Genomic DNA, 20733 nt, shown 5'->3' on the forward strand with positions numbered 1-20733 from the left:
TACTTAAACCCTTTAAGGGTGATAATACATGCCTTGTAACCTAAAAGCGGTTGTTAGAATAGTGCACTAAAAATGACTCATCTATGTTTCTAGTTGACTATAAACAATTTAGATGCTGTTCGAGAATCCAGTAAATAGGCAATAGAAAACTCGGCAATCATGCCAAGCTTGTCATTTACAATTCTAAAACTGGATCTGTAATGTTCCTTCTAGCTGCTATCCCAACTGCTCACTAATCTAACTGGAAAACTTGAGGATCAGCCTCTGTATCATTGTGCGTGTAACTACACTTACTAACGAGTGCAAAACTCGCAATTTTCTAATAATAACAACCTGATTTTTAACTTAAAACACAATATATAGTATGTTTACAAAGAAATGATTACGATATATTGTGTTTACAAGCTTAGCATATAAACTCTATTATTGCAATCTATTTTTAGACCTATATAACATCTTCTCATCCCTTTTAAATACTGTCTGAACCATATTAGTAGCAGATAGAAAAAAAGATTTTTTTATTTTGCTAGAAATTAGTAGATTGCTGTTGCATTAGCAATGCACCTACAGGACATGAGGAAAGGGAATTTACCGTTAGTAAGTTGCTTTACCCTTTTCTTTATAAAATGGACCAAGAGCTTCTGAATAAGTCCACTAATTAAATGTCGTTAAATCCCCGCTAATGAAAGAAGATTTACATCCAAAAATAAAACACACAAACTATATTATATACTTTTTTAACTTTATTTAAAATGGTTTGCTGTCGAAGCAATAAAATTACAACCAAACGACATCATTTTTTGTCTAGACTTATCAATTGCTTTCCCTTTTGTCTGCTGTTTCAATCTCCTTTTTTTTCTTTCGGCTAATTACTTAGGGAGTGCGTCTTCACTCATATGCTGCTTGGCATCTATTTCCTATTTCTTACATAATATATGGTAAATAATCCTGTTTTAAACGAACGATTAACGGCTTCTAACTAATGTAAAAAAGGTATAATCCTAAATTGAATTGTATCCGCTTTCATGATAGGATGAAGGCAAGTAATTTCAGCTAGACAAATTGGAGGGGGAATAATGGGTAAAACGAAACATACTGGTCCCATCAAACTATCCAAATGGCCAACCCCATCACTATGGGTTAGTAAGGTTCCATTTGGTCTTGGGAAAGTAAAACCACATCACATTCGCGATACCGTTAAAGTCGCTTGGGAAAATAAAGATAGGCTTCCATACGCTACACGTATCCTTACCCAGGGTGTGTGTGATGGTTGTGCCCTTGGAGTACAAGGACTTAAAGATCAAACATTAACCGGACCACACCTTTGTACCACCCGTTTAAATGTTCTTCGTTTGAATACCATGCCAGCAATTAATCAAGATATTCTGCATGCTGATATAGAAACATTACGTAAAATGAACAGCACGGAATTACGACAGCTCGGTCGTATTCCTTATCCACTCATCCGGAAGCCGGGAGACCGTCAATTTCACCGTATTTCCTGGGATCAGGCGCTTAACTATATTGCCGACAAAATGCGTGCACTTCACCCAAAACAATTTTCCTTTTATTCTACATCTCGCGGTATAACGAACGAAACGTATTATGTGCTTGGTAAGGTAGCCCGTTTTCTTGGTACGAACAATATTGATAATGCATCCAGAATATGCCATTCACCATCTAAAACAGCATTAACTCGTTCCGTAGGAGTTGGCGCCTCCACTTGCAATTATAAAGATTGGATCGGTACAGATGTTTTGTTGTTTTGGGGGTCTGTCGCAGCTAATAATCAGCCTGTTTCTACAAAATATATGTATGCTGCAAAAAAGAAAGGAACGAAAATCATTGTCATAAATCCATATTATGAACCATCAATGGATGAATATTGGATTCCTTCTATTGCCGAATCTGCTTTATTCGGTACCAAGATAGCAGATGATGTTTACCAGGTAAATATTGGTGGCGACATTGCCTTTATGCACGGTATTATGAAACATTGGTTTGACATGGAAAAGGAACAACCTGGATCAGCTCTAAACCACGACTTTATCCAAGCGCATGTTAATGGGGTAGAGGCTCTAAAAGCAAAGGTAGAATCCCATACGTGGGAACAATTGGAGCAATCCTCCGGCATCTCTAAACTAAGGATGATCGAATTAGCTACTATCCTAGCAAATTCCAAATCGGCTGTTTTCGTCTGGTCAATGGGACTAACCCAACACCGATTTGGTACAGATAATATCTCACAGGTTGCAAATCTAGCATTACTGCGAGGATTTATCGGACGTGAGCATTGCGGCTTAATGCCGATTCGTGGGCACTCCGGTGTACAAGGATCGGGTGAAATGGGAGCAGACCCGTTTTCTTTACCGGGTGGAAGCATGAATGACGAACATCGTGAACGTGTAGAGAAAATTTGGAAATTCGATATTCCGACTTGGCAAGGAGATATTGTTGGGGCATCACTAGAGAACGCTCATTTACCCGAAGACCATGAACGTAAGTTAAGGCTGTACTATATGTCTGGCGGGAATTTTCTTGAGACGATGCCAAACCCTGATTATATCCAATCATGCTTGGAAAATATAGAACTACAAGTGCATCAGGATATTATATTTAATACGTCTACACTAGTGGATGCCAAAGAAGCTGTTATTGTTTTACCTGCAATGACAAGGTATGAGCAGCCTGGCGGCGGAACTTCCACTTCTACAGAAAGAATGGTCTATTTTTCACCAGAGATTAAAGGTCCCCGTATAAAAGAAGCCCGTTCAGAATGGGAGATTTATATAGATTTAGCAAAGCGGGTAAGACCTGAGGCTAAAGACCTGATTCACTTCCCGACTGCGCGTGCTATTCGTGAAGAAATCGCAAAAGCCGCTCCTAATTACAATGGTATTCAGTATTTAAATGAAAAAGGAGATGTTTTCCAATGGGGTGGTGCTTGGCTTTGTGAGGATGGCATTTGTCCAACACCCGATGGAAGAGGTAATCTCATTGCGATGGACATTCCAGAATTAAGGAAGCCGGAAGGGCATTTTTATGTCACGACACGTAGAGGTAAGCAATTTAACTCAATGATATATAGTGAAACAGATCCATTTAACAATGCGCATAGAGATGATATCTTAGTGAATCAACAAGATGCAGTATCCCTTGATATTCAAAAGGGCGAACAAGTAGTTGTATATAACCAACACGGGTTATATGCAGGACGTGCCAAGTTCGCCCCTGTCAAAGCCGGAAATCTGGAAGTGCATTGGCCAGAGGGAAATGTTCTCATCCCCAAAGGCGTTTACGAACAATATGCAGGCATACCTGAATATAATACAGCAGTAATATTAGAAAAGGCCGTCACCTATTATGCACAGAAAGATGTTAAATATGCCGAAAAGCGAGTGGAAGAATTAGAAATCGACAGTCATTAAGCGTGCTCACATATAAAAGCGTTGTTCAAAAATACACTAGAATGACAATTCCTTCGCTTTTGAACACGCACAAAAAGGGAGGATTACATGTCTGATAATTTAGCAGATTGGGAGATTGTCCGCTTTCATGACGGGGCTGCTACAAAAGAAGTAACCCCTGTGGCAGAAGAATACCCTATAACCATTATAATCAATGGTGAGGAATTCGCTACCATGGTCTGCTCCCCCGAACATGTGGAAGAACTGATTGTTGGCTTTCTTGCCTCAGAGGGAGTTATTTTCGAATATCAAGCTATCCAGCGACTGACTGTGGATGTAGCAGCTGGGTTTGCCTACTTAGAAATCGGTAACCTACCTAATACGTACCAAGAAGATCATTCAAAACGATTTATCGGTTCGTGCTGTGGAAAAAGCCGCCAGTTTTACTTTAAAAGTGATGTGAAGACCGCTAAAACAATTATGTCCAGCTTAAATCTTTCTTGTAATCAATGTTTACAGCTTATGACACAATTGCAACAAGCATCGAATCAATTTCGTCAAACAGGTGGCGTGCATAATGCAGCTTTGGCTACGGTTAACGAGGTGCAGCTTATTCGCACCGATATAGGTCGTCACAATGCACTTGATAAGCTGTATGGACATATGTTAATGAACAAGACTTCTGTAAGAGATAAAGTCATTGTATTTAGTGGCCGGGTCTCATCCGAAGTACTTTTAAAAGTCGCCAAAATGCGGATAAGTATTCTTATATCCAAATCAGCTCCTACCAAACTTGCTTTAGAGCTGGCCGAAGATCTTGGCATTACGGTAATCGGCTTTGTAAGAAAAGGGGCCATGAATGTCTATACACATCACTATAGGGTTGAGGAGATAATATATGCCGAAAAGTAATAGAAAAACGAGCTGGGCGGCAAGCCCGTTTTTAGTCGGCCTTCCTCTTACAGGCGAACCGATGACAACTTATCGCAAGGCGCATTTCTAAAGTCGCATCGTTGCTGGACTCATGCGCCGGACGTGGCGATTCAGTTCTTTCGTTATCCAAAAGCACCTCATTTTATATTTTCTTATACTATAAATTAAAAAACCTTATACTTTCCTCTAGTGAAAAATAACCACCGCAGGTAACTGTCCCAAAATAGGAACAGCACACGCGGTGGATTTTTTACGCTTTAGAAATGAACTACTCTATCCCAAAAGCGATGGGTTGCAATTGCCTCACTAAAGGCTTCTACAAAATGGTTAACAGCTGACTCCAAAATAACTCCTTTCGCCTGTGTCATACCGCTATCTCCCAATAAAGCAGCTCCGTCATTAGAGGCACCTATTGGCTTAAAATGACAAAATGCTTCCTTAATAAAGTAGGTAGCCCGTTGAGAAAATTTCTCACTCATTTGTCTACTTCCGGCAACATAAACAGCGTCAAAAAGAACGGAGTCAGCTGTTAAGAAGCACTCGCCGACCTCTATTGTCTGACCATCTGCTCCAGCAATCTCTCCACGCTTATTCGCAACTACTACTGGGCGAATTCGTTGTTTTACTAATCGATCTATCACAGAAATTACTTCTTCGGTATGGAAACCCTCATCTAAAAGAACAGCTACATTTCTCGTTGCCGCTGTTTTAACCGTGTTTTCTTGGCTGAGAGCAGGCGAAACTTTACTTACTGGCGACCCGCCTTCCTTTGGAGCGGTCACACCGATATTAGCGGCAATTTCTTGTACCATCTCTAAACTAACATGGGCAAACATATTTACGACTTGTTGTTGCACTTCTTTACTTTCTACCTTTCCTAATTCAAAACTAAAGGCGTCTATAATATGTTGTTTTTCTATCTCACTCATACTATTCCAAAACAGAGTGGCTTGAGAAAAATGATCCTTGAAGCTTTCACTTCTTGCACGTATCTTTTTGCCATCAACTTTTTCCTGATAATGCTCATATCCGCCTTCTTCAGGAGCAGCTGGTTCTGGCGTGTTATTCGTTAAGCCGTTTTTATGATAACTAACTTGCCCTACATTAATCGTATGCCTACCGTAACCATCCCGTTGATTATTATGAAACGGACAAACGGGGCGATTAATTGGTAGTTCATGAAAATTAGGACCTCCGAGCCGAATTAATTGCGTGTCGGTATACGAGAACAATCGTCCTTGTAATAAAGGATCATTCGTAAAATCAATTCCTGGAACTACATGACCGGGGTGAAACGCAACTTGCTCCGTTTCTGCAAACACATTGTCTACATTTCGATTTAAGGTCATTTTGCCAATTATCTTTACCGGAACCTCTTCTTCTGGCCAAAGTTTGGTTGGGTCAAGGATATCATAGTCAAATGAATCCGCCTCTTCTTCAGCAATTAATTGTACACCTAGTTCAAATTCAGGATAATCGCCTCTTTCAATAGCTTCATACAAATCTTGACGGTGAAAGTCTGGGTTTTTCCCATTTATTTTCTGCGCCTCATCCCAAACCGTCGAATGAACTCCTAATGTCGGTTTCCAATGAAATTTAACGAAGGTTGCCTCACCCTTATCATTTACCAAGCGAAATGTATGCACACCAAAGCCTTCCATCATACGAAAGCTACGTGGAATCGCTCGATCTGACATTTGCCACATTACCATATGTGCGGTTTCTTGATTATTGGCTACAAAATCCCAGAAGGTATCATGGGCGGATGCAGCTTGGGGGATGCCGTTATGCGGTTCGGGTTTAACAGCATGAATGAAATCTGGAAACTTGATTGCATCTTGTATAAAAAACACCGGAATATTATTGCCGACCAGATCGTAATTTCCCTCCTGCGTATAAAATTTCGTAGCAAAGCCCCTGACATCACGAGCTAGTTCCCCAGATCCTTTTGAACCAGCAACAGTGGAAAATCTTACAAAAACAGGTGTCTGTTTCCCTTTTTCTTTTAAGAAATCAGCTTTTGTATATGATTCCATTGATTCATATACTTCAAAAACACCATGTGCTGCATAGCCCCTTGCATGGACGACCCGTTCAGGGATTCGTTCATGATCAAAATGGGTCATTTTCTCACGGAAATGAAAATCTTCCATGATCGTTGGACCGCGTACTCCGGCTTTTAATGAAAATTCATCCTCCGATACTTTTAGTCCCTGATTGGTGGTCAGCTTTTTTCCTTTATCATCAACACGATAAGCGTCTAATTGTTCCTGCTTTGATTGATTATGTTTATGGTCTGACATGCTTATGTCCCTCCTCCAATCGTTTTATATATATGCTTATAGAGGGCCTGTTCCCTTATAAAAAACAAATGAAACAAGAAATATTACTTGGTCATGTTATAGTAGACATCATTAGTGGTATACAGTCAGTGAATGTTAGAATTCTTTAAAAGAAGTCTTTATATACGATAAACTTGATTTTCGGGTTTATCGTATAAGAAACTACAGCATTCACCATAAAGATATAGCGATAAACCAAGTTTTTCTAATAAACAGAGCAAGTCATCATCTTTTCTTGTTTTGAAACAAATGGTTTACAAACTAGATCCATAGAAAGGGGGTCGACGTACGATGAGCAAAATCATTCTCTTTGACGGTGTCTGTCATTTCTGTGATCAAAGCGTACAATTTATTTTACAACGCGATAAACAAGAACAGTTTTTATTCGCTTCCTTACAAGGCGATGCTGGTCAGAAATTGGTACAAAAATATAACATCCCTAATGATTTAAGCAGTTTAATATTGATTGATAACAGTAAGTACTACAGTAAATCAACAGCTGCACTACGTATTTGCAAAGAGTTATCAGGAGGTTGGAAATTCCTATATGCATTTATTGTTCTGCCTAAGCCCATTCGCGACTTCTTTTACGACCGCATTGCTAATAACCGCTATCGTTGGTTTGGAAAAAAAGATAGCTGCGAACTTCCACCCCCACATGTTAGAAAACGATTTTTATAGTAAAGCAGTCAATCATTTCACAAGCATGTAACTACCATGTGTGCATGACGTTCGAATTATTTAGTTTGAAAATTTATAATTGAATTGCTTGCCTGTAAAAATTCCATTACAATATACGTAACGTTCCATTAAAGGGGAGGCGGGTCCTTTGCATTATATTATGGTGTATACATCCTAAATTGAATTCTTTTTAAATAGCAAAGTTTAAAAAGAATTCAGGAGGATTTAAAATGAATAAACAAAACAAAGGGTACCACTTAGAAAAAGTGCAAAAGGAACTGCAATTTTCAGGGTCATTTTATGCTCGAAAAGGCAACGAAACCTTGCAAGGAAGCAATGGCTTTCGAAATGATGCAGAAAAAATAAATAACCAATTAAACACTAGGTTTGCGATTGCTTCAGGCAGTAAACTATTCACATCCATTGCTATTTGCAAATTAGTGGAGACTGGTGAAATTTCCTTTACGTCTAGATTAAAGGACTGTCTTGATATTGATTTCCCACATGTTGATGACCAAGTAACGATTCATCATTTGCTAACGCATATATCAGGAATTCCTGACTATTTCAATGAAGATACAATGGATGATTATGAAGCACTTTGGCATTCTCAACCGATGTACCACATTCGTACACCTAAAGATTTTTTACCTTTATTTCAGCATGAACCAATGCAAGCCACTGTTAATAGTTCATTTCAATATAATAATTCTGGGTATATATTACTCGGTCTCATTGTTGAACAGATTGCTACATGTAGGTTTTCTACTTACATCGAGGAACAGATTTTTCATAAGGCTGGTATGAAAAAATCCGGGTACTTTGAATTAGACCGCTTACCGGAAAACACGGCTCTTGGCTACATAGAGGATCCAGTAGGAACTTGGAAAACAAATATTTATTCCTTACCAGCAAAAGGCGGGCCAGATGGTGGAGCTTATGTAACAGCAGAAGATATGGTTTTATGTTGGCAAGCTTTGACAAACTATCAACTTTTGTCGAAAGAGATGACGCAATTATTTTTAAAACCACGTGAGGTCGTTAGCGCGGAACAAAATATATACTATGGTTACTGTGGCTATATGGAATTAGATAATCAAAAGGAAATAGTTAAGTATATTCAGATAGGGTATGACCCAGGAGTAAATTTCCGTGCTGTTCATTATCCCACCACAAAAGCTTCTGTTGTAGTTTGCTCCAACACATCAGAAGGAGCCTATGAACTTCTGAAAGAAATTGAGAACATGTTAACGTAATTATTTAAGAAGGTGGGCAGGCACAGAACCTGCCTTCTCTTTATTCTAAAGCAAAACAAAGGAGCTAAGCTTTTTGCTTAGGCTCCTTCGTTTATTTTGCCGTTTCTTTTTTAATTTGTTTACTCCTTAACTGTCCACAGGCAGCATCAATGTCCGCACCGTTTTCCCAGCGTACGCCACAATGAATACCTTGTCCCTTCAACGTTTCAAAAAACATTTGAATCGTTTCTGAATCACTGCGTTGATAATGACTATGCTCATCTACTGGGTTGTAAGGAATTAAATTAACATATGCTAACTTACGATGGTCACGTAATAATTCTGCCAGTTGCAAAGCTTCTTCCTTATGGTCATTCACATCTTTTAACATAATATATTCGTACGTGATCCGGCGATTTGTTTTTTCCAAATAGTAATCCACAGACTTCATGAGTTTTTCGATTGGAAATGCCTTATTGATCTTCATAATGCTCCGCCGTAATTCATTATTTGGTGCATGAAGGGAGATAGCTAAATTTACTTGTACGCCTGTATCAGCAAATTTATAAATTTTATGCGCCAGCCCACTAGTGGACACGGTAATATGTCTTGCACCAATATTTAATCCCCGATCATCATTTACTACGTAGATGAAATTCATTAAATGGGTAAAGTTATCCAATGGCTCACCAATTCCCATCACGACAATATGGCTCACTCTTTCTTCTTTACCTTGTGTATCAAGATGCTTTTGCACCATCATAATCTGCTCAACAATTTCACCACTTGTTAAATCACGGCTTTTACTTAATAATCCACTCGCACAAAAGCTACACCCGATATTACAGCCAACCTGAGTCGTAACACAAACGGATAAACCGTAATTAAACCGCATTAGTACTGTTTCAATTAAATTACCATCTGCTAGGCGAAACAAAAATTTAATGGTGCCATCTTTCGATTCCTGCTTCACTTCTTCTTCCAACGTTCCAAGTACAAAGTGCTCTTCCAATAGCGCGATGGTCTGTTTATTCACATTTTTCATATCAGAAAATTGGTGTATTCGTTTCTTATATAACCAATTCCAAACCTGATCGACGCGAAAACGTTGCTGTCCATGCTCTATTAACCAATTTTTCAACTGTTCGTATGTTAATCCATAAATGGATGATTTACTCATGCATTTACCCTCATTTCTAGATAATCTAGTTGCCAGAGTGATCCATATTCCGTTTATTCTGCCTAGAAGATGCTGTAAGTCTCCTGCTTCAAGAGTTGGAAAAAATTACAACAACCCCAAACGGGAATAGCAAGCACGTAAATGACCGATTCATTCAGGGGTACTTAGGTCATCTCTTTTGCCGTACTAACAATCAGGAGGTGGTGAAAAAAATTCCTACTAATTGAAGGTTCGCTTTATAAAATATTGATTCACCATATTATCTTACTTCATGAAAGGAGTTGTTGCAAATCCATACGTTTTTGCTTCTAACGATATTTCGGATCTGTAACTTGAAACGAGGGTAAAAGCACATATAATCATTGCTTTGTTTCTGACAATACGCAAGTTCTTATTCATTCTACGCAAGGTAGGAAGAGGTCCTTCCCATTGTACTTATTTTTTATCATCAAAGGTAGAAATCACTGAAATTGGGTCGCATATTAAACGGTGTTCTACCTTTGTAAAGTCTAATAAGGTAACGTTGTTGTCCCCATCAGATAACGATCGCATTCTCTTGCTACACCACGCCCTTCATTAATAGCCCAAACAATAAGGCTTTGTCCACGGCGCATGTCTCCTGCTGCAAAAACACCTTCTACATTTGTCCGGTAGTCATTATATTCTGCTGCCACCGTTGATTTTTCTGTCGTTTCAACACCTATTTGTTCTAACAGTCCCTGCTCTGGACCTCGAAAACCTATAGCAATAAGAACTAAATCCGCCGGCCAAACTTTTTCGGTTCCTGGAATTTCTTCGCGAATTTTATTTCCGTCTGCACCATAGCGGAGCTTCACAGCAATCGTATGAACTTCTTTCACATGACCTTTGGCATCACCGACAAATTTCTTCGTCATTACCGCATAAGCTCTTGGATCATTACCAAGCACACTAGCCGCCTCCTTGTGCCCATATTCTACACGGTGGATTTTCGGATATTGCGGCCATGGATTTGTTTCGCTATCACGTGCGAGACCCTTTTTATCATAAATATCGAATTGTGTAAGGCTTCTGCAATTATGCCGTACGGCCGTTGCCAAACAATCCGTCCCTGTATCGCCACCTCCAATAACGATGACATTTTTATTACGTGCAGAAATATAATTTCCATCCTGTAAATTGGAATCTAGCAAGCTTTTCGTATTGGCATGCAGAAACTCCATCGCCCAATGAATACCTTTAAGGTTACTTCCTTCTACTTGAATATTCCTGTGTACCGTGGCGCCACCGCAAAGGATGGTTGCATCGAATTCACTTTTTAATTCCTCATACGTCAGGTCTTTACCTATCTCCGTATTGGTAACAAATGTGATCCCCTCTTGCTTTAAAATATTTACACGGCGCATCACAATTTCATAAGACAGCTTCATTTCTGGAATCCCATACGTTAACAGACCACCAACCCGATCGTTTCGCTCAAATACAGTAACAAGATGTCCTGCTTTGTTTAACTGTGCAGCAGCCGCTAAACCCGCGGGACCAGAACCAACAACCGCGACTTTTTTTCCCGTCCGCTCAGTTGGTGGCTGGGGTACTACCCAGCCTTCTCCAAACCCTTTTTCAATAATCGAACGCTCCACAGTGCGAATTGCAACGGGAGGCTCATTAATCCCCAATACACAGGCTCCTTCACAGGGGGCTGGACAAGCAATACCAGTAAATTCGGGGAAATTATTTTGTTCATGCTCCCGTTCCAAGGCTTCCTTCCACTTTCCTTCGTAAACAAGCTCGTTCCATTCAGGAATCAGATGATATACAGGGCACCCGGAAGTAACGCCATTTATTTCCATACCGAAGTGGCATGTTGGTACACCACAATCCATACAACGAGCCCCTTGTATTTGAATCTCTGTTTCAGTTAATGGAAGGGTATAATCCAACCAATCCTTCGTTCGTTCTTTTGGATCCCGCTCACGTCTCGTTTGTCTTCTATATTCCATAAATCCAGTCCGTTTTCCCATCAAAAACCTCCTCACTAAGGTGTATTATCATGAACAACCTCTTGAAGAACGCTAATTTGTTTTTTCACTTTTGCCCCTTGTTTGCTTTCTTCAAATGCGGTCATTTCCGCATCAAATTTACTAAAGCCTTGCTCTATTAATGTTTGAATTCTTTGTTGTATCTGGACATACGAAATCGGTGTAACTTTCACAAATTGATGCGCGTATTTATCCCAATAGTTTAATAGACGTTCAGCATGGCTGCTATTTGTTGCTGTGACATGCCGTTCCATTAATCGCGCTAACAGCGCTGCCTCGCTATGTTGGTCAGTTAAAGCTTCCACTGTCACTAACTCGGCATTCACCTGTGAACGAAATGTGCCATCTTCATCCAATACATAAGCCACACCGCCAGACATTCCAGCCGCAAAATTTCTTCCCGTTTTACCGAGTACCACAACCGTTCCACCAGTCATATACTCACAGCCATGGTCACCGACACCTTCAACGACTAGTGTAGCGCCACTATTCCGTACTGCAAATCGTTCCCCAGCAATTCCACGAATAAATGCTTCTCCACGGGAAGCACCATAAAACGCGACATTACCAATAATCGTATTCTTCTCCGGAGCAAAGGTAACAATTGGATCGGGGTACACGATTATCTTTCCTCCAGATAAGCCTTTACCTACAAAATCATTGGCATCCCCAATTAAACGTAATGTCATACCAGGTGGAATAAAGGCGCCAAAACTTTGACCGGCGGACCCATAAAAATTTAGCTTAATCGTATCTGCAGGCAACCCTTCTTCACCGTAGCGACGAGTCACTTCACTTCCTAACAGCGTACCGGTTGCCCGATTAATATTGCGAATTGCAGTTGTAAACTCGACTGGTTGGTGATAGTCCAAAGATTTTCCGCAATTCGGAATAATCTCTTGGTAATCCAATGTCTTTTCAATCCCATGCCGCTGCTCTACGGTTGCATAACGCCCTACTGCCTTTGGTACATCTGGCTGGTAAAGAAGTGCAGATAAGTCCACTTCTGTCGCTTTCCAATGATCGATGGCTTGGTTTACCTCTAAAACATCCGTTCTGCCAATCATTTCATTAATGGTGCGAAAACCTAACACTGCCATGATTTCACGTGCTTCCTGAGCAATGAATGTCATAAAGTTAACGACATGGTCTGGGTCACCAGTAAATTTTTTCCGTAATGCTGGATTTTGGGTAGCAATACCGACTGGACAGGTATCTAAATGACAGACCCGCATCATAACACAACCAAGGGCAACTAATGGTGCAGTTGAAAATCCAAATTCTTCAGCCCCTAATAGACTGGCAATAACAACATCTCGACCTGTCATCATTTTTCCATCTGTTTCAACAACAATCCGATCTCTCAATCCATTTAATAAAAGGGTCTGATGTGTTTCTGCCAAGCCAATCTCCCAAGGTAATCCGGTATGTTTCAGGCTGGTTCGTGGTGCAGCACCTGTTCCGCCATCATAGCCACTGATTAGCACAAGATCGGCACGCCCTTTAGCAACGCCAGCAGCAATCGTACCTACCCCTACAGCGGCTACTAATTTCACACTAATCCGGGCACGTGGGTTAGCGTTTTTTAAATTATAAATAAGCTCCGCTAAATCCTCGATCGAATAAATATCGTGATGTGGCGGTGGAGAAATTAATTCAACGCCTGGTGTGGAACCACGGACTTCTGCTACCCATGGATATACTTTATTCCCCGGTAATTGTCCCCCTTCTCCGGGCTTTGCTCCTTGAGCGACCTTAATCTGAATCTCATCTGCATTTACAAGGTAATGGCTGTTAACTCCAAATCTACCTGAAGCTACCTGTTTAATCGCACTTCTTCGAAAATCACCGTTCGTATCACGAATAAACCGGTCAGGTGATTCTCCTCCTTCCCCACTATTACTGCGTCCGCCTATTCGATTCATCGCAATTGCTAAAGCTTCATGCGCCTCCTTACTTATGGACCCAAACGACATAGCACCTGTCTTAAACCTAGTACATATAGAGGCTACAGATTCCACCTCATCAATGGGAACGGGTTGGCGTTTTTTAAAAGAGAGCAAACCACGCAACGATTGCAAGTTTTCCTTTTCATCGGTTAATAGCTTTGAATACTCCTTAAACAATTCATAATTTCCAGTACGGCAAGCATGCTGCAAAGTATGAATCGTTTGAGGATTATATGGATGGTCTTCTCCACCTTTGCGGTATTGATATTCATCCCCTGCTTCCAGGGTGCTATTTTCCCCGCGACGGTCACCAAATGCACATTCGTGGCGCATCCGAGCTTCCCGTTCAATCATTTCTAATCCGATTCCGCCAAATCTAGAAGCTGTATGGGTAAAATATTGGTCAATGACTTCTTTTTTAATACCGATAGCTTCAAAAATTTGCGCTCCACGATAGCTTTGAATCGTAGAAATCCCCATTTTGGACAGGACTTTTATAATTCCATTTGTCACCGAGCGATTATATTTTTCAACTGCCTCTTCTCCGGATAATGCTGCAATTTCGCCTGAAGCAACCATATCTTCTACCGTATGATGGGCTAGGTATGGATGAACTGCTTCTGCTCCATAACCGAGTAGAGTAGCGAAGTGATGAACCTCTCTTGCTTCACCTGTTTCCACTAGTAAACTAACCTTTGTTCGTACACCTCTGCGAATGAAATGGTGATGTAATCCAGATACAGCCAACAATGCTGGAATTGCTGCTTGCTGTTTGTGAATGCCGCGATCAGATAAGATGAGGAGTACTGATCCATTTTCAATGGCCTGATCTGCTTTTGCAAACAGCTTGTCTAATGCTTTTTCCAATCCATTATTTTGTGTATCAACAGCAAAGTGTATCGTGAGCGTTGTCGCTTTTAATCCATCCAGCTGTTGACAACGTATTTTTTCTAATTCGGCATTAGTAAGAATTGGTGTTTGCAATCGTATTTGCCGGCAGCTCTCTGCAGTTGGACGAACTAGATTCCCTTCTGCACCAATACTCGTCTCCGTCATTGTGATTAATTTTTCTCGAATTGCATCAATTGGTGGATTCGTTACTTGTGCGAATAGTTGTTTAAAATAGTTGTATAATAGCTGTGGTTTCTTCGACAATACGGCTAGTGGAGAATCATATCCCATAGAGCCAATCGGGTCTTTTCCATCCAACACTAATGGTTTAATTATTTTTTGCAACTCTTCCCTCGTATAACCAAATGCTTGCTGCTGTGTAATCAAGCTCTCCTCATTACGTACAGGCTTCTCAGATGGAATATCACATATATCCTCAAGAGCCACTTTATGCTTTAACCAGGCTTTATATGGTTGTTCGGTAGCAATTTGCATCTTAATGTCCTCATCCGGAACAATGATGCCTTTTTCCAAATCAACCAATAGCATCCGCCCTGGCTCTAGCCGCTGTTTATATAAAATATCATCGGCAAAAATATCTAATGCACCTACTTCTGACCCTAGTACAATCATGCCATTTTTTGTGACATAATACCGTGCAGGACGTAAACCGTTACGATCTAAACAGGCTCCTATTTGTTTTCCATCAGAGAACACAAGTGCGGCCGGACCATCCCAAGGCTCCATTAATGAACTGTGATAATCATAAAAGTCCCGCTTTTCCTCGCATATATTTGTATCATTTGCCCACGGTTCAGGTATCATCATCATCGCTGTATGCGCCAAGGATCGTCCTGATAAATGAAGAAATTCAAATGTGTTATCAAAAATAGAAGAATCACTGCCATCATAATCAATGACAGGAAGAATTTTACTCCTATCTTCCTCGGAAAAACAATCCGATGCGCATAGTTTTTCTCTAGCTCGCATCCAATTCACATTACCACGCAATGTATTAAATTCTCCGTTATGAATGGTATATCGGTTAGGGTGGGATCTTTTCCAGCTTGGAAATGTATTCGTACTAAATCTTGAATGCACTAAAGCAAGTGCTGATTTAAAATCTGGATGGTTTAAATCAATATAAAAAGCGTCTAATTGCTCAGGTATAAGCATACCTTTGTATACAATCGTAGTTGTGGATAGGCTACAAATATATACGTCCTCAAGTTCTGGATAAAGCGCTGCTTCTTGCTCCATTCGTTTACGAATAACGTATAATTTGCGCTCAAACGCTTGTTGATCTTTGGTATCTGCTGCTTTTTGGATGAAAATTTGCCGAATGGTTGGCTTTCGCTTCGCTGCCAATTCGCCTATAAATGACTCATTTGTTGGTACAGGTCGCCAGCCAAGAAACAGTTGCCCTTCTTCACGAATAATCTGTTCAAACATCGCTTTCGTTTTTAGACGAACTTCGTGATTGCCTGGGAGAAAAAGCATACCGACACCGTATTCTCCCTGTACTGGAAGTTTAATTCCTTCCTTGGCACACTGCTTTTGAAAAAAACGATCTGGTATCTGCGTCAAAATTCCAGCGCCATCCCCAGTACTGGTGTCAGCCGATTGCCCTCCTCTGTGCTCCATATTGCACAAAAGATTGATCGCATTCTGTACAATATTGTGTGTCTTTTTTCCATTAATGTTCGCAATCATCCCAATACCACAAGCTTCGTGTTCGAAATCAGGATGATATAATCCCTGCGCTTGAGGGAAATCTTTTTTTGTCATCCAACTATCCCCTTTCATGGCATCTGTTATGCCGGTTAGCAAAGTTTTTCTAAAGCCCCAAAATCAATTTCAGACTGTTTGCGGCCTTCGGAAAAAAGTGTAGTAGAGTTACTATACCATAATTCAACGGTTAACTCAAAATTCAGATAAGTTATTTTTATGCAATTTCATTAAAATTCAATATTTGAAATCGCTGTCAAACCAAGAATTTAATTTTATTTATGTATGCTCAATGCATGAAGCAGAACGGTTTTTATCCGTGAAAATTTAAAAAATTTATTTTTAAGTGAAAAAATTCTACGAAAGCTATTTTTAAACTTGAGCATCGTGTCCAAAAAGGAAAAAGAAACTACGATCCTTTGTGGAATCCGAGTAGGAAGACCAATTGCTAGATGAATGAGCACGGAGAAAAACAAAGCGAAGCAACTTATAGTGAAATTAGAGGTGACTATAAGCCTTAGTGAGGTGGTTCAAAAGCACCCCAAAAGCCCTATCAACGTTTCGAATTGGCTTGTTTTCTGTTTCTTGGAAATGGGAGCCGCTTCGCCTACCTGATCATATATTTCGGGGAAGCTCCCCATGTCTATTCTGTAAACAGGGTCTTCTACTCATATAACCCGCGTGCCATGACGGGAGTAGAAAGCAGTACATTCTGTATAAGCGCGTTGCTTGAAGCTTCGCCGCACAGGACGGGCTAGTGTTGGCATTGCAGCAAGAGAACAAAGGCGCAGGACGCCCGTTTAGCAACGTAGCGACTGGAACGAATCAACTAAAGTTTTAGGAACCATGCTCCTGCAACAGGAGTATGCCGACGTCGGGCGGCAAGCCCGTTTTTAGTCGGCCTTCTTCTTAACCACGAACCGATGATGACTTATCGTAGGGCGATTCGTGAAGTTGCCTAGTTGCTGGGCGCTAGAGTCAGACGTGGCCACTCCGTTATATCGTTATCCCAATGCAAAAATTTTTATAAGAAAAGCTATGACAGCTACATCGTACGCAGAAAAGTGTAATTCTTTTTCAAAGAAGCCTGTAAGTTTAGCAGACCTCGGCTCTTTTTATTTCTTTTTTGAACACGCACAGATAGGACCATATTTATAAGCGGGAAATTGGACGAAGAAGAATAAAGCACTTATCATTGCTTAGTAAGAAGAATGAAGGGAATGGTAACATGTCTAAAGAAAAAACCTTTCATCGCATTCCATTATCGGTGTTAGATTTAGCTCCAGTAAATGAAGGTAGTAATCCAAGAGAATCTTTTCAACATAGTGTGGAATTAGCAAAACTTGTGGAAACGCTCGGATTTAACCGTTATTGGTTAGCCGAACATCATAATATGCCTGGTATTGCAAGTTCAGCAACTTCTGTACTGATTGGACATATTGCTGAAAAAACCAATCATATTCGGGTGGGAGCAGGTGGAATTATGCTCCCCAACCATGCAACACTTGTTATCGCCGAACAGTTTGGCACATTAGAATCGCTTTATCCAGGCAGAATTGATCTAGGTCTCGGACGTGCACCGGGAACGGATCAAGCAACCGCTTATGCGCTGCGCAGGACGTTAAACATGCGCGTTGAGGATTTTCCTATGCAAGTAAATGAATTACAGGACTATTTTTCCAAAGAACCAGTATCTCGCGTAAAATCTGTGCCTGGTCAAGGTTTGGATATCCCTATTTGGCTATTAGGTTCAAGTGACTTTAGCGCTAGGTTAGCTGCTCAAAAGGGATTGCCTTTCTCTTTTGCTAGTCACTTTGCTCCAGCATATACGATACCAGCATTACGACTATACAGGGAACAATTCCAAGCTTCGGAACAACTTCAAAAGCCTCATGCCATGGTAGGTGTGAACGTTATTGCAGCGGATACGGATGAAAAAGCAAATTATATCGCTACCTCTTTGCGACAGCAATTCTTGCATTTACGTCGTGGGCATCCGACAAAATTACAACCACCTATAGAAAATATCGAAACCCATTTTTCCGCCTTCGAATTACAAGCAACTGAACAAACGCTCGATCCAATAACAACCATCATTGGTAGCAAAGAAACCGTTAAGCGAGGATTAGAGCATTTCTTGGAGAAAACAGAAGCGGATGAAATGATTATTAGTTCACAAATCTTTCATTTAGAGGATCGCTTGCGGTCTTTTGAAATAATCAGCGAATTAATGGATGAGACGAGTAATGGAGCTTCCTAAATGATTCCAAATCCCTAAGCAATGCTGATATATAGTAAATGATCAGCAGGCACTACGAACACTCGTCCAGGCTCATGATAAAACGGTCCAGCATAAAGTGTGGACCGTTTTTTACTTATATTTATTCGTTAATCCTTCTGTTTTTGTAATAGCTGTTTAATTTCCGCTAGTTCTTTTTGGACCTCCGCCAGTTTGATATCTGTTGGGGATGGCGTCTCGTCTTTGCTCGCTTCTTCAACATTATTAACAACGACACCGACAAATAAGTTTATAATCACAAAGGCCCCAATCAAAATAAACGTAACGAAATACCACCAAGAAGATGGATCTTCTGCTAAAATTGGTCGCATTACTCCACTTGCCCAAGACTCCAACGTAATAACCTGAAATAATGTAAGCAGCGATTGGTGGAGCGTACCAAAATATTGCGGAGCAATAGATTGATAAAGTAAAGTTCCAACCACGCCATATACATAAAAAAACAAACCTAATAACAATAAGATAGTACCCATGGAAGGAATTGTTAATAGCAAAGCGTTTACCATTTTCCGTAATGAGGGAATAATGGAAACCGCACGTAAAACACGAAGCACACGCAAGATTCTTAGTACGGTGACATAAGATCCGACCAGTAAATGTCCACTTAATACAATGACAAAATCAAACATACTCCAAGGGTCTTTAAAAAACGCTTTTAGTGAGACACTCCCGATCAACCGAATGATTATTTCTACTGTAAAGATCCAAAGCAATATTGCGTCAATGACTACTAGCCAATGTCCATATGTATTTGCGATTTGAGGATATGTTTCCAACCCAATTAAAACAGCATTAACAATAATTAGACTGATGATAACATTCGTAAAAACCCGGCTATTGGAAAGAACCAAGCACCTTTGTTTTATCGCTGTCATATACTCCCACTTTCTCCCTTATGTCCTGTAGTTATTTTACCGATTTTGGATGGATTTGTCACTATTAAAAAGGTATGAAGAAAAATTTTCCAAATCCGTTGTCTGATGGGGACTAACATCTTTACCTTCCCGTAAGATGAGGAATGATAGCCTCTTGTATCCAACTGTTATTCCATGTATGCAAAAAGAGAGATAAATCCGAACACTGGTTTTTTTCGATGTTGCTTTACTGCATGCAAAGTATCTATGTATATTTAAGAGAGGTGCTAAATTGGTTTCTTTTTATAATGCATCGTTATACCACGATGCTTAAATTATCCTTGATGTGTATCATTTCACATTTCATCTAAAGCTTATCATACCTTGTAAAGTGTCTAAAATGAACTAAAAACAAGTATTAATAACAGGCATTGATAATTTTTTAATGCAAAAAGACTGATCGAAAGCTTATGCCTCAATCAGTCCTGTTACTTCTAAATTACTTCTCTCTCACTTCTAGTTCGTTTTTTAAGCTTTTATTTTCTCCGCAACTTCAATCGTACGCCTAGTTTGATGCTTCACAGCTTCTTCAACATCTTCGACCATTTTTCCATCTTTTCCTTGCGTCACACTTACACCATACGGGTTACCACCTGATGTAAAAGCAACTTCATTCGTATAGCCTGGAGGGACGATGATTGCTCCCCAATGCATCATCGATGTATATAGAGATAATACAGTAGCTTCTTGTCCACCATGTGAATTAGAAGCTGATGACATGGCACTTACGACTTTATTGGCTGTTTTACCAGATGCCCAAAGACTCCCTTGCATATCAATAAATTGTTTCATTTGCGCAGCAACATTTCCGAAACGAGTTGGTGTTGAGAATATGATGGCATCCGCCCATTCAATATCATCGGAAGTAGCTTCTGGCACGTCTTTTGTTTCCTCAACATGTGCTTGCCATGCTGGATTGGACGCAATGGCTGCTTCAGGCGCAAGCTCAGGAACTTTTACAAGTCTTACCTCTGCTCCCGCTTCACTTGCTGCTTCTTTTGCCCAGTTTGCTAGTTGATAATTAATCCCTGTAGAACTGTAATAAATGACTGCTAATTTTACTTTTTTCATGGCGCTATCTCCTCGTATATTATGTTTAGGCATTATTTTTCCGCCTATTATTCCTTACTAATTTGCTTGTAAATATGTCAATTTC

At 40.2% G+C, this 20733-nt stretch carries 11 protein-coding genes; 5 read left to right on the forward strand and 6 right to left on the reverse strand.

The genetic code is table 11. The annotated features are described in order from the left end of the window. The first annotated feature begins 1076 nt into the window (after positions 1 to 1076). Both D1839_RS12415 and fdhD read left to right on the forward strand, forming a co-directional pair. Positions 1077 to 3428, forward strand: a complete 2352-nt coding sequence (locus D1839_RS12415; RefSeq protein WP_120380277.1) for an FdhF/YdeP family oxidoreductase — start codon at positions 1077 to 1079, stop codon at positions 3426 to 3428. Between the two features lie 87 nt (positions 3429 to 3515). After that, positions 3516 to 4319 (forward strand): formate dehydrogenase accessory sulfurtransferase FdhD, encoded by an 804-nt coding sequence (gene fdhD, locus D1839_RS12420; protein ID WP_120380278.1) that lies wholly within the window; start codon positions 3516 to 3518, stop codon positions 4317 to 4319. 278 nt (positions 4320 to 4597) lie between these two features. On the opposite strand, the gene D1839_RS12425 is transcribed toward fdhD, so the two are convergent. Then, positions 4598 to 6643 (reverse strand): catalase, encoded by a 2046-nt coding sequence (locus tag D1839_RS12425; RefSeq protein ID WP_120380279.1) that lies wholly within the window; start codon positions 6641 to 6643, stop codon positions 4598 to 4600. A 330-nt stretch (positions 6644 to 6973) separates the two neighbouring features. Between D1839_RS12425 and D1839_RS12430 the strand changes: the two genes are divergently transcribed. Continuing rightward, a complete protein-coding gene (locus tag D1839_RS12430; protein ID WP_120380280.1) occupies positions 6974 to 7363 on the forward strand; it encodes a thiol-disulfide oxidoreductase DCC family protein in 390 nt (129 codons plus the stop codon). 230 nt (positions 7364 to 7593) lie between these two features. Next, positions 7594 to 8619, forward strand: a complete 1026-nt coding sequence (locus tag D1839_RS12435) for a serine hydrolase domain-containing protein (protein WP_120380281.1) — start codon at positions 7594 to 7596, stop codon at positions 8617 to 8619. Positions 8620 to 8710: 91 nt separating this feature from the next. Here D1839_RS12435 and rlmN read toward each other — a convergent pair whose 3' ends face one another. From rlmN to gltB, 3 genes are all read right to left on the reverse strand, one after another. Beyond that, the gene (rlmN, locus tag D1839_RS12440) at positions 8711 to 9778 is read right to left on the reverse strand and encodes a 23S rRNA (adenine(2503)-C(2))-methyltransferase RlmN (protein ID WP_120380282.1); all 1068 of its coding nucleotides are present in this window, start codon (positions 9776 to 9778) and stop codon (positions 8711 to 8713) included. 509 nt (positions 9779 to 10287) lie between these two features. Beyond that, positions 10288 to 11778 carry a glutamate synthase subunit beta gene (locus D1839_RS12445; RefSeq protein WP_120380283.1) on the reverse strand — a complete coding sequence of 497 codons (1491 nt, stop codon included), beginning with the start codon at positions 11776 to 11778 and terminating at the stop codon, positions 10288 to 10290. 14 nt (positions 11779 to 11792) lie between these two features. Continuing rightward, positions 11793 to 16424, reverse strand: coding sequence for a glutamate synthase large subunit (gltB, locus tag D1839_RS12450; protein ID WP_120380284.1), 4632 nt, complete (start codon positions 16422 to 16424; stop codon positions 11793 to 11795). Between the two features lie 1168 nt (positions 16425 to 17592). Between gltB and D1839_RS12455 the strand changes: the two genes are divergently transcribed. Then, on the forward strand, positions 17593 to 18624 hold the full coding sequence (locus D1839_RS12455) for an LLM class flavin-dependent oxidoreductase (RefSeq protein WP_120380285.1): 1032 nt from the start codon (positions 17593 to 17595) through the stop codon (positions 18622 to 18624). A gap of 128 nt (positions 18625 to 18752) precedes the next feature. Here D1839_RS12455 and D1839_RS12460 read toward each other — a convergent pair whose 3' ends face one another. Both D1839_RS12460 and wrbA read right to left on the reverse strand, forming a co-directional pair. Then, positions 18753 to 19538 (reverse strand): ion transporter, encoded by a 786-nt coding sequence (locus tag D1839_RS12460; RefSeq protein ID WP_120380286.1) that lies wholly within the window; start codon positions 19536 to 19538, stop codon positions 18753 to 18755. A 507-nt stretch (positions 19539 to 20045) separates the two neighbouring features. Next, on the reverse strand, positions 20046 to 20648 hold the full coding sequence (gene wrbA, locus D1839_RS12465; RefSeq protein WP_120380287.1) for an NAD(P)H:quinone oxidoreductase: 603 nt from the start codon (positions 20646 to 20648) through the stop codon (positions 20046 to 20048). Positions 20649 to 20733 lie beyond the last annotated feature (85 nt).

Origin of the sequence: Roseburia sp. 1XD42-34, assembly GCF_009917385.1 — a bacterium.
In the GTDB taxonomy this organism is placed as follows: domain Bacteria; phylum Bacillota; class Bacilli; order Bacillales; family Amphibacillaceae; genus Virgibacillus.

Coding starts and splice junctions, on each gene's coding strand:
- D1839_RS12445 (WP_120380283.1), bottom strand. CDS start 11,778: ATGGGAAAACGGACTGGATTTATGGAATATAGAAGACAAACGAGACGT.
- fdhD (WP_120380278.1), top strand. CDS start 3,516: ATGTCTGATAATTTAGCAGATTGGGAGATTGTCCGCTTTCATGACGGG.
- gltB (WP_120380284.1), bottom strand. CDS start 16,424: ATGACAAAAAAAGATTTCCCTCAAGCGCAGGGATTATATCATCCTGAT.
- D1839_RS12430 (WP_120380280.1), top strand. CDS start 6,974: ATGAGCAAAATCATTCTCTTTGACGGTGTCTGTCATTTCTGTGATCAA.
- D1839_RS12460 (WP_120380286.1), bottom strand. CDS start 19,538: ATGACAGCGATAAAACAAAGGTGCTTGGTTCTTTCCAATAGCCGGGTT.
- D1839_RS12435 (WP_120380281.1), top strand. CDS start 7,594: ATGAATAAACAAAACAAAGGGTACCACTTAGAAAAAGTGCAAAAGGAA.
- wrbA (WP_120380287.1), bottom strand. CDS start 20,648: ATGAAAAAAGTAAAATTAGCAGTCATTTATTACAGTTCTACAGGGATT.
- rlmN (WP_120380282.1), bottom strand. CDS start 9,778: ATGAGTAAATCATCCATTTATGGATTAACATACGAACAGTTGAAAAAT.
- D1839_RS12455 (WP_120380285.1), top strand. CDS start 17,593: ATGTCTAAAGAAAAAACCTTTCATCGCATTCCATTATCGGTGTTAGAT.
- D1839_RS12425 (WP_120380279.1), bottom strand. CDS start 6,643: ATGTCAGACCATAAACATAATCAATCAAAGCAGGAACAATTAGACGCT.
- D1839_RS12415 (WP_120380277.1), top strand. CDS start 1,077: ATGGGTAAAACGAAACATACTGGTCCCATCAAACTATCCAAATGGCCA.